We start from the raw sequence: 14,742 nt of genomic DNA, 5'->3' as shown, positions 1-14,742 counted from the left end.
GACAACGTGGTGATGGATGTTGAACTGATCACCCCGATCGCCATCGAACAAGGTCTGCGTTTCGCTATCCGCGAAGGCGGCCATACCGTTGGTGCCGGTGTTGTTACCGAAATCGAAGGCTAATCCTTCCGATTCAATCTAAAGAAAGCCCATATGAGGGGCTTGGCCAAAGCCCCTCATATTCTTATGCTTTACAGGGCCCGCGATGAGGCAGAAGATGGCTTCTGGCCCGCTGGCAAAGAAGGGAACTTCTGCTGAGTATGTCCGTTCTTGGAAACGTGGCGAATGGAGGAATTAAAAACAATGGCAAAGACTCAAAAAATCCGTATACGCCTGAAAGCGTATGACTACAAAGCACTGGATCAGAGTGCTTCCAAAATCGTAGAAACGGCGAAACGTACCGGTGCTCAGGTTTCCGGCCCGATTCCCCTGCCTACGGAAAAAAACATCTATACGATTCTGCGTTCCCCTCATGTAAACAAAGACTCTCGTGAACAGTTCGAAATGCGGACCCACAAGAGACTGGTTGACATCCTGGAACCTACAGCTAAGACGATCGATGCACTGACTCGCTTGGATCTTCCTGCTGGTGTAGATATCGAGATCAAAGCGTAAGGAGGTGCGATGATGGCTAAAGGAATCTTAGGCAAAAAATTAGGTATGACCCAAATTTTTGAAGCTGACGGTACTTTGGTTCCCGTAACTGTTGTGGAAGCGGGTCCCTGCGTCGTGCTGCAGAACAAAACGGAAGAAAAAGACGGCTACAATGCTGTTCAGCTGGGTTTTGGGGATATCAAAGAAAAACAAGTCAACAAACCCATGAAGGGCTTCTTCGACAAAGCTGGTGTGGCTCCTGTAAAGGTTGTCCGCGAAGTTCGTCTGGATGCTCCTTCTGAATATAAAGTCGGTGACAAGATTGCTGCTGACATTTTCGCAGCCGGCGATCTGGTTGACGCTGTCGGCGTTTCCCGCGGTAAAGGGTTCGCTGGTACGATCAAACGCCACAACTTCGCACGTGGTCCTATGAAACACGGTTCCAAATCTCATCGTGAACCTGGTTCCAATGGTCCTATGCATTCCGGTCCTGGCGGCCGTGTTATCAAAGGCAAGAAACTGCCTGGCCGTATGGGCGGGATCAGCGCGACTGTGCAGCGCTTGACGATCGCAAAAGTGGATAAGGACCGCAACCTGATCATGGTGAAAGGTTCTGTACCTGGTGCCGCTGGTACCTTCCTGCTGCTGAGAGACACGGTTCGTCCCGATGTCGTGAAAGCAGAACAAAAATAAGGTTTAACGAAAGGAGGGCGTTTCAATGCCGAAAGTAGCAGTTTACGATATGACCGGCAAACAGACCGGTGAAGAAATAGAATTGATGGATTACGTCTTTGGCGTAGAATTCAACGAAGCCGTTGTCCATCAGGCTGTTGTTATGCAGCAAGCCAACGAACGTCAGGGCACTCATGCAACCAAGACCCGCGGTATGGTACGGGGCGGTGGCAGAAAACCCTGGAAACAGAAAGGTACTGGCCGGGCTCGTGCCGGTTCCGTCCGTTCTCCTCTGTGGGTAGGCGGTGGTACCGTCTTCGGTCCTGCTCCCCGGAGCCATGCAAAAGATATGCCCCGGAAGGCCCGTCGTCTGGCCATCCGCTGCGCACTGAGCGCAAAAGTCGCTGAAGGTGCTCTGGTTGTGGTTGACAACTTGACCTTCGATGCTCCCAAGACCAAAGATGCAGTTGCTCTGCTGAATGGCTTCGAAGCTGTCGACAAAAAAGCCCTGATCATCACTGACGGGGAAAACGAAAACGTAGAAAAATCTTCCCGCAACATCGAAAAAGTAAAGGCCCTGTCCAATGACTGCCTGAACGTTTACGATATCCTGAATGCGGAAAAAGTACTGCTGGCAAAAGATGCCGTAGCAAGAATTGAGGAGGTGCTCGCATAATGGCTGCCAATCCTCGCGACATTATCATCAGACCCATTGTGACCGAAAAGACTTCTGACATGATGAAGGACAACAAATACACTTTCCAGGTGGCAATGGGCGCAAACAAGACTGAAATCCGCCAGGCCATTGAAGCCATCTTCAATGTGAAGGTTGTGAATGTCAACACCATCCGCGTTCTGGGCAAAACCAAGCGTATGGGCAAATATGAAGGCAAGCGTTCCGATTACAAGAAAGCAATTGTAAAACTGGCTGAAGGTAATACAATTCCGCTCTTCGAAGGAATGTAATTCGTCTAAGGAGGTCAAACAATGGCTATTAAAAGCTTTAATCCGTATTCTCCTTCCAGACGCAGCATGACTGTGTCCACCTTTGAAGAGATCACTACGGACAAGCCCCATCGCCCTTTAGTTGTTAAACTGAACCAGCATGCCGGCCGGAACAACACCGGTAAAATGACGGTTCGTCATCAGGGCGGCGGTCACAAAAGACAGTATCGTATCATCGATTTCAAACGGAATAAAGACAACATCCCCGCAAAAGTTGCGACCATCGAATATGATCCCAACCGGAGCGCCAACATTGCTCTGCTGAACTATGCAGACGGTGAAAAACGCTACATCCTGGCTCCTCAGGGCCTGAAGGTGGGCGACGTTGTTGTCAGCGGTCCCGAAGCCGATATCAAAGTGGGCAACGCACTGCCCCTGCAGAACATCCCTCTGGGTACCATGGTCCACAATGTGGAACTGAAGATCGGCAAAGGCGGCCAGATGGGCCGGAGCGCCGGTGCTGCCATCCAGCTGATGGCCAAAGAAGGCAGCTATGCCCTGCTGCGTATGCCTTCCGGCGAACTGCGTCAGGTACACATCAACTGCCGTGCCACCATCGGTCAGATCGGCAACCTGGATCATGAAAACCTGACTCTGGGTAAAGCAGGCCGTTCCCGCTGGCTGGGTGTCCGTCCCGCCAACCGTGGTGTGGCAATGAACCCGAACGACCATCCTCATGGCGGCGGTGAAGGTCACTCCCCTGTTGGTCGTAAGCGTCCTGTTACTCCCTGGGGCAAGAGTGCTTTTGGTACCCGTACCCGGAAGAACAAGAAGGCTTCTTCCAAACTGATCCTGAAACGCAGAACGAAATAACAGAGTTTGTTGAAAGGAGGCATACAGAGTGTCCAGATCCGTTAAAAAAGGACCTTATGTCCAAGCTAGTCTGCTGAAGAAAATTGAAGCGCTGAACGCTGCCCAGGATAAGAAAGTCGTTAAAACCTGGTCCCGCAGCTCCACGATTCTCCCTGAATTCCTGGGTCACACCATTGCTGTCCATGATGGCCGCAAACATGTGCCTGTGTATATCACCGAAGATATGGTCGGCCATAAATTAGGCGAATTCGCTCCTACCCGTCTGTTCAAGGGCCATGGCGATAAAGCCGCTGCCGTAACGAAATAATCAGGGGAAGGAGGATAAAATAGATGCAAGAAGCTAAAGCTGTTGCCAAATACATCCGTATCGCACCTCGCAAACTGCGCATCGTGATCAACCTGATCCGGGGCAAGTCTGTGAACGAAGCCTTTGCAATCCTCAAGTTTACCCCGAAAGTTGGTTCTGAGGTTATTGAAAAAGTTCTTCGCTCCGCTGTTGCGAATGCTGAACACAACTTTGACATGAACGCTGACAATCTGGTCGTTTCCAACGCTTTCGTTGACCAGGGTCCCACCATGAAGAGAATCCATCCGCGGTCCCGTGGACAGGCCTTCAAGATCCTGAAACGTTCCAGCCATGTCACCGTGGCTGTTTCCGAAAAATAATCATCCTGACAGAAGGAGGGAATGAATAGTGGGTCAAAAAGTTAATCCACATGGTTTCAGAGTGGGCGTAATCGATGATTGGGATTCCAAATGGTTCGCCGACAAGGACTATCAAAAGAATCTGTTGGAAGACATCAAGATTCGTGATTTCATTAAAGATAAACAATTCCAGGCTGGTATCTCTCGGGTTACCATCGAAAGAACGGAACAGAAGATGCGGATCAGCATCTACACCGCTAAACCTGGTATCGTCATCGGCCGTCAGGGCAGCAACATCGAACTGCTGAAAAAAGACCTGGCCAAAATGACCGACAGCAAACTGGACATCAACATCATCGAGGTTAAACAACCGGATATGGATGCCACCCTGGTTGCTGAAAACGTTGCTTCCCAGCTGGAACGCCGGATCGCTTTCCGCCGTGCCATGAAGCAGTGCGTGGGCCGTACCATGCGTCTGGGTGCCAAAGGGATCAAGATCCAGTGCGCCGGCCGTCTGGGCGGGGCTGAAATCGCCCGTACCGAAAGCTATCGTGATGGCAGCATTCCTCTGCATACCCTGCGTGCCAACATCGACTATGGGACTGCTGAAGCTCATACTACTTACGGCCGGATCGGCGTAAAGGTATGGATCTACAAAGGCGAAGTCCTGCCGACCAAGGCCGTGAAGAAGGAAGCTCCTGAAGCGCAAGAAGGAGGGGCGAAATAATGTTATTACCGAAGAGAGTACAGCATCGTAAACAGCATAGAGGCCGCATGAAAGGCCGTGCAATGCGGGGCAACAGAGTGGCTCATGGTCAGTTCGGCCTGGTGGCCCTGGAACCGTCCTGGATCACCAACCGGCAGATCGAAGCCGCCCGTATCGCCATGACCCGTTACATCAAACGTGGCGGTCAGGTATGGATCCAGATTTTCCCTGACAAGCCTGTAACTGCCAAAGCTGCTGGCAGCCGTATGGGTAGTGGTAAAGGTTCTCCTGAATACTGGGTAGCCGTGGTTAAACCTGGCCGGGTTCTGTTCGAAATGGCAGGCGTTACTGAAGATATCGCTAAGGAAGCTATGCGTCTGGCCGGCAACAAGCTGCCGATCAAGACCCGCTTCGTTACGAAGGAACAGCTGGATGCCGAAGTCACCGCGCGTGAAAATGGAGTAGGTGGTGAAGCTTAATGAAAACTAACGAAATCAGAGAAATGTCTGTTGAAGAGCTGGAATCCAAGCTGGCAGGCTTAAAAGATGAACTTTTTAATTTGCGTTTTCAAATGGCAACCGGACAACTGGACAATCCGATGAAGATCAGAGAAGTCAAGAAATCCATTGCCCAGATCAAAACGATCCAGCGGGAACGCGAAGTGAACGCTTAATCCGGGTTAGACCCTAAGCGAAGGAGGAAACATTCCGTGGCTGAAGAGAGAAACTTGCGTGTTACGCGTACTGGTAAAGTCGTAAGCGACAAGATGCAGAAAACCGTTGTGGTCGCTATTGAACGTCTGGTTCAACACCCTCTTTACAAAAAAGGCGTAATGCATACCATTAAACTGAAGGCTCATGACGAAAACAATGATGCTCATACTGGGGATATCGTGAAGATTGCTCAGACCCGGCCCCTGTCCAAAGACAAATGCTGGCGCGTCGTTGAAATCGTAGAACGGGCAAAATAAGATAGACTGCTGAGCATAGCTTGGCAAGGGAGGTAAACCATGATTCAACAGCAGACTGTGCTGAATGTTGGGGACAATACCGGCGCCAAAAAGATTATGTGCATCCGTGTGCTGGGCGGTTCCTATCGGAGATACGCCAACATCGGTGACATCATTGTGGCTTCTGTCAAAGATGCTACACCCGGTGGCGTTGTCCAAAAAGGTGATGTAGTGAAGGCCGTTGTGGTGCGTTCCGTAAAAGGCACCCGCCGTCCGGATGGTTCTTACATCCGTTTCGACGAAAACGCTGCGGTTCTGATCAAAGACGATAAGACCCCTCAGGGCACTCGTATTTTTGGGCCTGTTGCCCGGGAACTCCGTGATAAAGACTTCATGAAGATCATTTCCCTGGCACCGGAAGTGCTCTAAGAACAAGGAGGTGTTGCAGAAATGGCTGAAGCCGTGAAATTGCACGTGAAAAAAGGCGATACCGTGGTGGTATTGGCTGGTAAAGATAAAGGCAAGGAAGGCAAAGTGACCGCTGCTTTCCCGAAGAAATCCAAGGTGACTGTGGAAGGCGTGAACCAGGTAAAACGGCACACGAAACCTTCTCAGAGCAACCCTCAGGGTGGGATCATTACCAAGGAAGCTCCTATCAGCGTTTCCAACGTAATGCTGGTATGCCCGTCCTGCAAGAAACCGACCCGTATCAAAAAAGTGGCCGCTGGCAATGGTTTTGTCAGAGCCTGCAAAAAATGCGGGGAAGTCATCGATAAATAATCTTCGGGAAAGGAGGAAAACAGATGGCAACGAGACTGCAAGACAAATACAATTCCGAAGCTGTGAAAGGCTTAATGGAAAAATTCAATTACAAGAACGTCAACGAAATTCCGAAACTGGAAAAAGTTGTTTTGAATATTGGCTGCGGTGAAGCAGTGACCAACAGCAAGGCTATTGAATCTGCTGTGGCTGACATGACCATGATCGCCGGTCAGAAACCCATCATCACCAAGGCAAAGAAATCCATCGCTGCATTCAAACTCCGTGAAGGCATGCCCATCGGTGTGAAAGTCACCCTGCGTGGCAGCCGGATGTATGAATTCCTGGATAAATTCATGAACATTGCCCTGCCCCGGGTACGTGACTTCAGAGGGGTCAACCCCAAGTCCTTCGACGGCCGTGGCAACTATTCCATCGGCCTGAAAGAACAGCTGATTTTCCCTGAAATCGACTATGATAAAGTCGACAAAGTCCGCGGCATGGATGTTATCATCGTAACGACTGCTAAAACCGATGAAGAAGGCAGAGAACTGCTGAAGCTTCTGGGTATGCCGTTTGGGGCATAAGGAGGGAAAACCGTGGCAAAGACCGCATTGATTGAAAAATGGAAAGCGGAACCGAAGTTCAAGGTCCGCAAATATAATCGCTGCAAAATCTGTGGCAGACCGCATGCTTACATGCGCAAATTCGGCATTTGCCGTATCTGCTTCCGGAAGTATGCTTACGAAGGCGCTATTCCCGGCGTAACGAAAGCAAGCTGGTAAGAGCGGAAAAAGGAAGGAGGGCTTTTATAAATGACCATGACTGATCCGATTGCCGATATGCTTACGAGAATCCGTAATGCCAATTCGGTTCATCACGATAAAGTTGAAATCCCCTGCTCCAAAATCAAAACTGCCATTGCAGAGATTTTGAAGAGCGAAGGATTCATTAAAGATTTCGAAGTCGTAGCCGGTGAACACCAGAATGTGATCCGTGTACAGCTGAAATACGGTCCCAACAAGGAAAAAGTTATTTCCGGCATTAAGCGTATCTCCAAACCCGGTTTGAGAGTCTACACCCAGAAAGACCAGCTGCCTCGCGTACTGGGCGGCCTGGGCATCGCCGTAATCTCCACTTCCAAGGGCATGATGACCGACAAGGCTGCCCGGAAAGCTGGATTGGGCGGCGAAGTAGTGGCTTACGTTTGGTAAGATATTCCCTAGACCGGAGGTGCTTATAAGTGTCAAGAATTGGAAAAGCTCCGATTACCGTCCCTGATAAAGTTACGGTAACGGTGGAAGATAACCTGGTCTCCGTTAAGGGACCGAAAGGCGAACTGAGCCGTCAAATCAGCAAAGAACTGACCGTGGCCCTGAATGATGGGGTGATCACCGTGACCCGTCCTTCCGACGACAAGGTGCACCGCAGCCTCCACGGCCTGTCCCGTACCCTGATCAACAACATGATCATCGGCGTTACGGAAGGGTATTCCAAACACCTGGAAATCCAGGGTGTTGGGTACCGTGTAGCCAAGAAGGGCAAAGCCCTGAGCTTCACCCTGGGCTTCTCCCATCCCTGCGTGATGGATCCTCCCGAAGGCATTTCCTTCGACTGCCCGAACTCCACGGAAATCATCGTTTCCGGTATCGACAAGGAAAAAGTTGGTGCTGTGGCTGCTGAAATCCGCAGCCTGCGTGCTCCCGAACCCTACAAAGGCAAAGGGATCCGCTATGTAGGCGAACATATCATCCGCAAGGTTGGTAAAGCCGGCGCCAAAGGCAAGAAATAATTTCTAATAGGAAGGAGTGAATCTCTTGCTGAACAAGAAAGATAAAAACGCAGCACGTCAGAAACGTCACCTGCGTATGCGCAGAAATATTGTGGGAACGGCTGAAAAACCCCGTTTCAATGTATATCGCAGCCTGAGCAACATCTACGCTCAGATCATCAACGATGAAACTGGTGAAACTCTGGTTTCCGCCAGCACCGTGGAAAAGGCCAACAAAGCCAACTACGGCGGCAACATCGAAGCTGCTAAAGCTGTCGGCACTGAAATCGCCAAAAAAGCTCTGGAAAAGGGCATCAAGACTGTTGTATTCGACCGCGGTGGTTACCTGTATCACGGCCGTGTAGCAGCCCTGGCTGAAGCGGCTCGCGAAGCTGGTCTGGAATTTTAACAGAGGGAGGACAAAAGAGTGGCTAATTACGAAAAACAAGATGATGGCTTCAAAGAAAGAGTAGTCTTCATCAACCGCGTAGCTAAGGTCGTAAAAGGCGGACGTCGTTTCTCCTTCTCTGCTTTGGTTGTTGTTGGTGATGAAAACGGCAAGGTTGGCATGGGCCTGGGCAAAGCTGCCGAAGTTCCCGAAGCAATCCGCAAGGGTGTGGATGATGCCAAAAAGAACCTGATCACCGTTCCTCTGAAAGGCACCACCATTCCTCACGAAGTAATCGGTGTGTTCGGTGCAGGCCGCGTCCTGCTGAAACCGGCTATGGAAGGTACCGGGGTTATCGCCGGCGGTGCTGTCCGTGCCGTCCTGGAACTGGCTGGCGTTCGGGACATCCTGACCAAATCTCAGGGTACTTCCAACCCCAACAATGTGGTCCGGGCAACTCTGCAGGGTCTGAAATCCCTGAAGAACGCCAAAGAAGTTGCTGCTCTGCGCGGCAAAACTGTTGAAGAACTGTTAGGCTAAGGAGGTAGCATGATGGCACAGGTAAAAATCACGCTGACCCGTAGCTTAATCGGGTATCCCAAAGACCAACGCGCTACTGTCAAGGCTCTGGGTCTGACCAAGATCCGTACCAGCGTTGTGAAAGAAGACTCTCCTGCTCTGCGCGGTATGATCCACAAAGTGGAACATATGGTCAAAGTAGAAGAAGTGAAGGCGTAATAAGGAGGTCTGCAAATGTATTTGCATGAATTGGCTCCCGCTGCCGGCTCCAAAAAAGCTCGCGTCCGTGTAGGCCGCGGTCTTGGTTCCGGCCTGGGCAAAACATCCGGCAAAGGCCAAAAAGGTCAGAAATCCCGTAGCGGCGGGGTGAAACGTCCTGGGTTCGAAGGTGGCCAAAAGCCGTTGTACCTGCGTCTGCCGAAACGCGGTTTCTACAATAAATTCGGCAAACATTACACTGAGATCAATGTGGAAGTATTCAACTGCTTTGACGACGGTGCTGTAATCGATCCTGTAGCCCTGATCGAAGCCGGCCTGGTGAAAAACATCCGTGACGGCATTCGTGTCCTGGGCAATGGCGAACTGACCAAAAAGGTCACGGTAAGAGCCATGGGCTTCAGCAAAACTGCTCAATCCAAGATCGAAGCTGCCGGCGGTAAGGTAGAGGTGATCTAATTGGCATCAGCCCTTGATAACCTGTTAAAGGCTACGGAACTCCGAAAGAAAGTATTATTTACCCTTGCGATGTTCATAGTATTCAGGGCTGGTACGCAAATTCCCGTTCCGGGGGTTAACGCAGCCATGATCGAACGGCTTTTCACCAGTGGAAACCTGTTCGGTCTTCTGGATCTGTTCTCCGGCGGTGCTCTCAGCAAATTCTCCATATTTGCCATGAGCATTACTCCTTACATCAATGCGTCAATTATTACGCAGCTGCTGACAGTGGTGATCCCGACTTTGGAAGAATGGTCCAAAGAGGGAGCGGAAGGAGCAAAAAAAATCAACAAAATCAACCGCTATGCGGCGGTGGGCCTGGGCGCCATTCAGGCAATCGGGATGGCATATGGCTTGCGGGCGGCAGTCAACAACCCTGACTTCTTCTCCTTTGCCATGATCGTCATCACCCTTACCGCAGGCTCTCTGCTGCTGATGTGGATTGGGGAACAGATTACGGCCAAAGGGATCGGGAACGGGATTTCTCTGATCATCTTTGCCGGGATCATTTCCCGACTGCCCAACGGGCTGGCTGTGATCGGCCGGTACCTGCAGGCAGGAACTATCAACGTCTTCAACGTATTGATCTTCGCTGTGCTGGCTGTACTGATGGTGATGTTCGTGGTGGCCATTACGGTTTCCTACCGGAAAGTCCCCGTCCAGTACGCAAAGCGGATCGTAGGTCGGAAGATGTACGGCGGACACACCACCTACATTCCCCTGAAGGTGAATCAGGCTGGTGTTATGCCCATCATCTTCGCTTCTTCCGTATTGATGTTTCCTGTGACCATTGCGCAGTTCATCAAGATCCCCTGGATCCAGAAAGTGGCCGGCTATTTAGCATGGGGCACACCGTTGCAGACCTCGCTGTACATCCTGCTCATCCTGTTCTTCACTTACTTCTATACCGCAGTAAGCCTGAACATCCCGGATATGTCCGACAACATCAAGAAATACGGCGGCTTCATCCCCGGGCTGCGGCCTGGCAAACCGACCACGGACTATCTGGACAAGGTGATGAACCGGATCACCCTGGCGGGTGCTGTTTTTCTGGCGTTCATTGCTATTATGCCCAACATGATCGTCTGGCTCACAGGAATTTCCGGAGTATACTTCGGCGGAACGGCTTTGTTGATCGTAGTTGGCGTAGCGCTTGACACAATGAAACAGGTAGAGTCCATGACCCTCATGCGGCACTACCAGGGTTTCATGAAATAAGGAGAGAGAACATGCATATTCTTTTAATGGGACCTCCTGGCGCAGGCAAGGGGACCCAAGCGGAAAAATTAGTTGCCGATTTCCCCATTCCCCATATTTCTACGGGAGATATGTTCCGTGCGGCTGTGAAAAATGGGACGGAATTGGGGAAAGAAGCCAAGAAATATATGGACGCCGGCGGTTTGGTTCCGGACAGTGTCACAATCGGCATTGTGAAGGAACGTCTGAGCCAGCCGGACTGTGCCAAAGGATTCATCCTGGACGGTTTTCCCCGTACCAAAGATCAGGCAGAAGCCCTGGACGACATCCTGAAGAATCTCGGGATCTCCCTGACTGCTGCGGTCAACATCAGCGTGCCTGATGAAGACCTGGTAGCCCGGGTTACCGGCCGGCGGATCTGCAAAAACTGTGGTGCCACCTATCATGTGGTGTACAATCCTCCCAAACAGGAAAACGTATGCGACAAATGCGGTGGGGAACTTTACCAGCGGGATGATGACAAAGAAACCACTGTGAAAAAACGTTTGGAAGCGTACCATAGCCAAACTGCTCCTCTCATTGCGTATTACAAGGCGGAAGGCGTGTACAGGGAAATTGACGGCACTCAGCCCATCGACAAGGTGTATGCTGACGTGGTCGCTGCTGTAAAAGGGTAAGGAGGCATAAGCGTGTCAAAACAAGATGCGATCGAAGTAGAAGGTACTGTCTTGGAATCTTTACCCAATGCGATGTTCCGGGTAAAACTGGAAAACGATCATGAAATCCTGGCACATATTTCCGGAAAAATACGTATGAACTTTATTAAGATCCTCCCAGGGGATAAGGTGACCGTAGAGCTGACGCCCTATGATCTGAACCGGGGTCGGATTACTTATCGGTTCAAATAAGAGGATTGGCAAGAGGAGGTTCAAGCAACATGAAAGTAAGACCGTCTGTAAAACGCATTTGCGAAAAATGCAAGATTATCAAACGCAAAGGCCGCGTCATGGTCATTTGCGAAAACCCGAAACATAAACAGAGACAAGGATAAGAAGGAGGTGCTTTGAATGGCTCGTATCGCCGGTGTAGATTTGCCTAGAGATAAACGTATCGAATACGCTCTGCCGTACATTTACGGGATCGGTCTGACCCTGTCCCGGGAAATCCTGGCTAAAACCGGGATCAACCCTGACACCCGTGTCCGGGATCTGACGGAAGCGGAAATTGCCAAGCTGCGTGAAATCCTGGATCATGAATACAAAGTGGAAGGGGACCTTCGCCGTGAAGAATCCCTGAACATTAAACGCCTGGTGGAAATCGGCTGCTACCGCGGCCGGAGACATCGTGCAGGCCTGCCTGTACGGGGTCAGAACACCAAGAACAATGCTCGTACCCGCAAAGGCCCGAAAAAAGTGGCCGGCGCTAAGAAGTAAGTCTGTCTAAGGAGGGATTAGACGAGTGGCTGGTAAAAAAGTTGTCCGTGCCAAACGGAAAGTAAGCAAGAACATTGAAGCTGGTGTAGCACATATCCGCTCCACCTTTAATAACACGATCGTAACGATTTCCGATCTGAACGGGGCTGTCCTGAGCTGGGCTTCTGCCGGCGGTCAGGGCTTCCGCGGTTCCCGGAAAAGCACTCCTTTTGCAGCTCAGATGGCTGCTGAATCCGCTGCCAAAGCCGCTATGGAACATGGTCTGAAACGGATCGAAGTATTCGTCAAGGGCCCCGGCGCTGGCCGTGAAGCTGCTATCCGCGCTCTGCAGGCTGCAGGCCTGGAAGTGGAATCCATCAAAGATGTGACTCCCATTCCTCACAACGGCTGCCGTCCGCCGAAACGCAGAAGAGTATAATTGGAGGTGAAAGACTAGATGGCTATTGATAAGACTCCTGTTCTGAAAAGATGCAGATCTCTGGGCATGTCTCCGGCTTTCGTTGGGGTTATGAAAGAATCCAACCGGCAGCCGAAACGCCAGTTCAAAAAGAAGAGCGAATATGGTATGCAGCTGGCTGAAAAACAGAAAGCCAAGTTCATCTATGGCGTTCTGGAAAAACAGTTCCGCGGCTACTATGAAAAAGCCAAGAAAATGGAAGGCATCGCTGGTGCCAACCTGCTGATCCTGCTGGAACGCAGACTGGACAACGTGGTATACCGCATGGGCCTGGCCCATACCCGCCGTCAGGCTCGCCAGCTGGTGACCCATGGCCACATTGCCGTAAACGGCAAGCGCCTGGACATCCCCTCTGCTCTGGTTAAAGCCGGGGATGTAGTCTCCGTAATGGAAAACAGCCGCAGCTCTGCCTACTTCAAAGGCATGGCTGAAGTCCTGGGCAAGACCTCCGTTCCTGCCTGGATCTCCGTGGACGCTCAAAACCTCAGCGGAAAGGTTGACCGTCTGCCGGTTCGGGAAGACATCGACGTACCTGTTGAAGAACAGATGATCGTCGAATTGTACTCCAAGTAATCCGATACTGTTCTCCACTTACTTATACCGCGTATTGTGGTAATGCGCGAAAGGAGGCTTCCGCATGAAGGAAATCGAAAAACCTAGCCTGGTTGTCGACGAAATTTCTCCTGACGGACGTTATGGCAAGTTCGTCTGGGAACCTTTGGAACGTGGATACGGTATTACTTTAGGTAACAGTCTGCGTCGTGTACTGCTTTCTTCCTTGTCCGGCATGGCTGTGACGGGCATTAAAATCGATGGAGTCCTCCATGAGTTCTCTACCATTGAGGGAGTCAGAGAAGACGTTGCGGATATCGTATTAAACATCAAAGCCCTGTGCTTCAAAGTGGGTCTGGATGACCAGACCTCCTTTGAACCCAAGACGTTCTACATCAAGAAGGCTGGCGAAGGCGAAGTGACCGGCGCCGACGTGATCACCGATCAGGACACGGAAGTTCTGAATCCGGAGCTGCACATTGCAACCCTGGACAAGAACGGATCCCTGAACATGGAAATCTACGTTGACGTGGGCCGTGGCTACGTCCAGGCGGAGAAGAACAAATCCAAGGATCAGCCCATCGGCTTCATCCCTGTGGATTCCATCTACTCCCCCATCACCCGTGTGAAATTCGGTGTCACCGATACCCGGGTGGGCAACGTGACCAACTACGACCGGCTGACCCTTGAAGTATGGACCGATGGGAGCCTGGGGCCGGATGAAGCTGTGACTTCTGCAGCCGAAATCCTGATCAAGTATCTGGCTCTGTTCAAGACCACCAACGTGCCCCGCATCCAGGGGGACGAAGATGGTACCAAGACCAGCGATGAAGGCACCAAGTCTTCTGTGCTGCAGATGTCCATCGATGATCTGGATCTGACTGTCCGTTCCAACAACTGCTTGAGACGGGCCGGCATCAATACGGTAGAAGATATCATCAACAAGACGGAAGACGAGCTGATTTGCGTCCGCAACCTGGGCAGCAAATCCTTGGAAGAAGTCAAGAACAAAATCGAAGAATTGGGATTGCACCTGCGCAATTCTGATGAAGAATAGGAGGAAGACGAAAGATGTCCTACAGAAAATTCAACCGGAACACCAGCAACCGGAAAGCTATGTTCCGCAGCGTCTTGACCGCCTTCTTCAAAAACGAGAGAATCGAAACCACTGAAACGAAAGCAAAAGAAATCAGCGGTCTGGCTGATAAAATGATCACCCTGGCTAAAAAAGGTGATCTGAGCGCTCGTCGTCAGGTTCTGGCATTCCTCGTGGATGAAGATGCCACCAAGAAGCTGTTTGATGTAATCGCCCCCAAATACGCTGACCGCAACGGCGGTTATACCCGTATTTACAAAACGGCTCCCCGCCGCGGCGATGCTGCTGAAATGGCAATCCTGGAACTGATCTGAGTTCTGTAAAAAAGGGCTGTTGCGCATGCAACAGCCTCTTTTTTGTCACTGGTCAACGGTCACTGGCCGATGGAAAGAACCCGTGGCTGACGGGTTCTTTTTTATTGTATCCGGATTTCACCTTATGATATACTGAGTCTGCCGGATTCATGTTTTCC

General features: G+C 51.0%; 31 protein-coding genes. All 31 read left to right on the top strand.

Translation table 11 applies throughout. The features are described from left to right. The coding region (locus ACZOF8_RS08460) for an EF-Tu C-terminal domain-related protein (protein ID WP_487426763.1) at positions 1–123 on the top strand (123 nt) is incomplete at its 5' end. 180 nt (positions 124–303) lie between these two features. Beyond that, positions 304–615 (top strand): 30S ribosomal protein S10, encoded by a 312-nt coding sequence (rpsJ, locus tag ACZOF8_RS08455; RefSeq protein WP_012939263.1) that lies wholly within the window; start codon positions 304–306, stop codon positions 613–615. A gap of 12 nt (positions 616–627) precedes the next feature. Continuing rightward, on the top strand, positions 628–1,287 hold the full coding sequence (gene rplC / locus ACZOF8_RS08450; RefSeq protein ID WP_012939262.1) for a 50S ribosomal protein L3: 660 nt from the start codon (positions 628–630) through the stop codon (positions 1,285–1,287). A gap of 25 nt (positions 1,288–1,312) precedes the next feature. Beyond that, the gene (gene rplD / locus ACZOF8_RS08445) at positions 1,313–1,942 is read left to right on the top strand and encodes a 50S ribosomal protein L4 (RefSeq protein ID WP_022486701.1); all 630 of its coding nucleotides are present in this window, start codon (positions 1,313–1,315) and stop codon (positions 1,940–1,942) included. Continuing rightward, on the top strand, positions 1,942–2,232 hold the full coding sequence (gene rplW / locus ACZOF8_RS08440) for a 50S ribosomal protein L23 (RefSeq protein ID WP_012939260.1): 291 nt from the start codon (positions 1,942–1,944) through the stop codon (positions 2,230–2,232). Before rplD ends, rplW begins: the two co-directional genes overlap by 1 nt. Positions 2,233–2,253: 21 nt before the next feature. Continuing rightward, a complete protein-coding gene (rplB, locus tag ACZOF8_RS08435; RefSeq protein ID WP_022486700.1) occupies positions 2,254–3,084 on the top strand; it encodes a 50S ribosomal protein L2 in 831 nt (276 codons plus the stop codon). A 28-nt stretch (positions 3,085–3,112) separates the two neighbouring features. Then, the gene (gene rpsS, locus ACZOF8_RS08430; protein ID WP_022486699.1) at positions 3,113–3,391 is read left to right on the top strand and encodes a 30S ribosomal protein S19; all 279 of its coding nucleotides are present in this window, start codon (positions 3,113–3,115) and stop codon (positions 3,389–3,391) included. 23 nt (positions 3,392–3,414) lie between these two features. Beyond that, entirely contained in the window at positions 3,415–3,750 is a 336-nt protein-coding gene (gene rplV, locus ACZOF8_RS08425; RefSeq protein ID WP_022486698.1) for a 50S ribosomal protein L22, read from the top strand. A gap of 28 nt (positions 3,751–3,778) precedes the next feature. Continuing rightward, entirely contained in the window at positions 3,779–4,456 is a 678-nt protein-coding gene (gene rpsC, locus ACZOF8_RS08420) for a 30S ribosomal protein S3 (protein ID WP_022486697.1), read from the top strand. Beyond that, on the top strand, positions 4,456–4,914 hold the full coding sequence (gene rplP / locus ACZOF8_RS08415) for a 50S ribosomal protein L16 (RefSeq protein WP_022486696.1): 459 nt from the start codon (positions 4,456–4,458) through the stop codon (positions 4,912–4,914). The genes rpsC and rplP overlap by 1 nt, the downstream gene beginning before the upstream one ends. Then, the gene (rpmC, locus tag ACZOF8_RS08410; protein WP_022486695.1) at positions 4,914–5,108 is read left to right on the top strand and encodes a 50S ribosomal protein L29; all 195 of its coding nucleotides are present in this window, start codon (positions 4,914–4,916) and stop codon (positions 5,106–5,108) included. The genes rplP and rpmC overlap by 1 nt, the downstream gene beginning before the upstream one ends. A 36-nt stretch (positions 5,109–5,144) precedes the next feature. Beyond that, on the top strand, positions 5,145–5,405 hold the full coding sequence (rpsQ, locus tag ACZOF8_RS08405) for a 30S ribosomal protein S17 (RefSeq protein WP_012939253.1): 261 nt from the start codon (positions 5,145–5,147) through the stop codon (positions 5,403–5,405). Between the two features lie 39 nt (positions 5,406–5,444). After that, the gene (rplN, locus tag ACZOF8_RS08400; protein ID WP_012939252.1) at positions 5,445–5,813 is read left to right on the top strand and encodes a 50S ribosomal protein L14; all 369 of its coding nucleotides are present in this window, start codon (positions 5,445–5,447) and stop codon (positions 5,811–5,813) included. A 21-nt stretch (positions 5,814–5,834) separates the two neighbouring features. After that, the gene (rplX, locus tag ACZOF8_RS08395; protein WP_012939251.1) at positions 5,835–6,164 is read left to right on the top strand and encodes a 50S ribosomal protein L24; all 330 of its coding nucleotides are present in this window, start codon (positions 5,835–5,837) and stop codon (positions 6,162–6,164) included. 23 nt (positions 6,165–6,187) lie between these two features. Further along, on the top strand, positions 6,188–6,730 hold the full coding sequence (rplE, locus tag ACZOF8_RS08390) for a 50S ribosomal protein L5 (RefSeq protein ID WP_022486694.1): 543 nt from the start codon (positions 6,188–6,190) through the stop codon (positions 6,728–6,730). 12 nt (positions 6,731–6,742) lie between these two features. Then, positions 6,743–6,928 (top strand): type Z 30S ribosomal protein S14, encoded by a 186-nt coding sequence (locus tag ACZOF8_RS08385; protein WP_012939249.1) that lies wholly within the window; start codon positions 6,743–6,745, stop codon positions 6,926–6,928. A gap of 30 nt (positions 6,929–6,958) precedes the next feature. After that, complete coding sequence (rpsH, locus tag ACZOF8_RS08380) at positions 6,959–7,357, top strand: 30S ribosomal protein S8 (protein ID WP_012939248.1); 399 nt, start codon at positions 6,959–6,961, stop codon at positions 7,355–7,357. Between the two features lie 29 nt (positions 7,358–7,386). Next, a complete protein-coding gene (rplF, locus tag ACZOF8_RS08375) occupies positions 7,387–7,935 on the top strand; it encodes a 50S ribosomal protein L6 (protein WP_012939247.1) in 549 nt (182 codons plus the stop codon). Positions 7,936–7,960: 25 nt separating this feature from the next. Next, positions 7,961–8,323, top strand: a complete 363-nt coding sequence (gene rplR / locus ACZOF8_RS08370) for a 50S ribosomal protein L18 (RefSeq protein WP_012939246.1) — start codon at positions 7,961–7,963, stop codon at positions 8,321–8,323. An 18-nt stretch (positions 8,324–8,341) separates the two neighbouring features. Then, positions 8,342–8,842, top strand: coding sequence for a 30S ribosomal protein S5 (gene rpsE / locus ACZOF8_RS08365; protein WP_022486692.1), 501 nt, complete (start codon positions 8,342–8,344; stop codon positions 8,840–8,842). A 12-nt stretch (positions 8,843–8,854) separates the two neighbouring features. Next, positions 8,855–9,040 (top strand): 50S ribosomal protein L30, encoded by a 186-nt coding sequence (gene rpmD / locus ACZOF8_RS08360; protein ID WP_154488505.1) that lies wholly within the window; start codon positions 8,855–8,857, stop codon positions 9,038–9,040. 15 nt (positions 9,041–9,055) lie between these two features. Then, positions 9,056–9,496 (top strand): 50S ribosomal protein L15, encoded by a 441-nt coding sequence (gene rplO, locus ACZOF8_RS08355; protein WP_022486690.1) that lies wholly within the window; start codon positions 9,056–9,058, stop codon positions 9,494–9,496. Further along, positions 9,497–10,753, top strand: a complete 1,257-nt coding sequence (secY, locus tag ACZOF8_RS08350) for a preprotein translocase subunit SecY (RefSeq protein ID WP_154488473.1) — start codon at positions 9,497–9,499, stop codon at positions 10,751–10,753. It abuts the gene before it with no gap. Positions 10,754–10,764: 11 nt separating this feature from the next. Beyond that, a complete protein-coding gene (locus ACZOF8_RS08345) occupies positions 10,765–11,409 on the top strand; it encodes an adenylate kinase (RefSeq protein WP_022486688.1) in 645 nt (214 codons plus the stop codon). 12 nt (positions 11,410–11,421) lie between these two features. Then, on the top strand, positions 11,422–11,640 hold the full coding sequence (gene infA, locus ACZOF8_RS08340) for a translation initiation factor IF-1 (RefSeq protein ID WP_009015367.1): 219 nt from the start codon (positions 11,422–11,424) through the stop codon (positions 11,638–11,640). A gap of 29 nt (positions 11,641–11,669) precedes the next feature. Next, positions 11,670–11,783, top strand: a complete 114-nt coding sequence (gene rpmJ / locus ACZOF8_RS08335; protein WP_009015366.1) for a 50S ribosomal protein L36 — start codon at positions 11,670–11,672, stop codon at positions 11,781–11,783. Positions 11,784–11,799: 16 nt separating this feature from the next. After that, a complete protein-coding gene (rpsM, locus tag ACZOF8_RS08330; RefSeq protein ID WP_012939240.1) occupies positions 11,800–12,165 on the top strand; it encodes a 30S ribosomal protein S13 in 366 nt (121 codons plus the stop codon). Positions 12,166–12,190: 25 nt separating this feature from the next. After that, positions 12,191–12,583, top strand: a complete 393-nt coding sequence (rpsK, locus tag ACZOF8_RS08325; RefSeq protein WP_022486687.1) for a 30S ribosomal protein S11 — start codon at positions 12,191–12,193, stop codon at positions 12,581–12,583. Positions 12,584–12,601: 18 nt separating this feature from the next. Beyond that, positions 12,602–13,195, top strand: a complete 594-nt coding sequence (gene rpsD / locus ACZOF8_RS08320) for a 30S ribosomal protein S4 (protein ID WP_022486686.1) — start codon at positions 12,602–12,604, stop codon at positions 13,193–13,195. A gap of 64 nt (positions 13,196–13,259) precedes the next feature. Further along, a complete protein-coding gene (locus ACZOF8_RS08315; RefSeq protein WP_022486685.1) occupies positions 13,260–14,231 on the top strand; it encodes a DNA-directed RNA polymerase subunit alpha in 972 nt (323 codons plus the stop codon). A 14-nt stretch (positions 14,232–14,245) separates the two neighbouring features. Next, positions 14,246–14,584: a 50S ribosomal protein L17 gene (rplQ, locus tag ACZOF8_RS08310; protein WP_012939236.1), complete on the top strand. Its 339-nt coding sequence runs from the start codon at positions 14,246–14,248 to the stop codon at positions 14,582–14,584. Positions 14,585–14,742: the final 158 nt, after the last annotated feature.

It is taken from the genome of Acidaminococcus sp., assembly GCF_057597765.1.
Note: the sequence above shows the minus strand (reverse complement) of the source record. Positions and strands in the feature narration are given on the sequence as shown.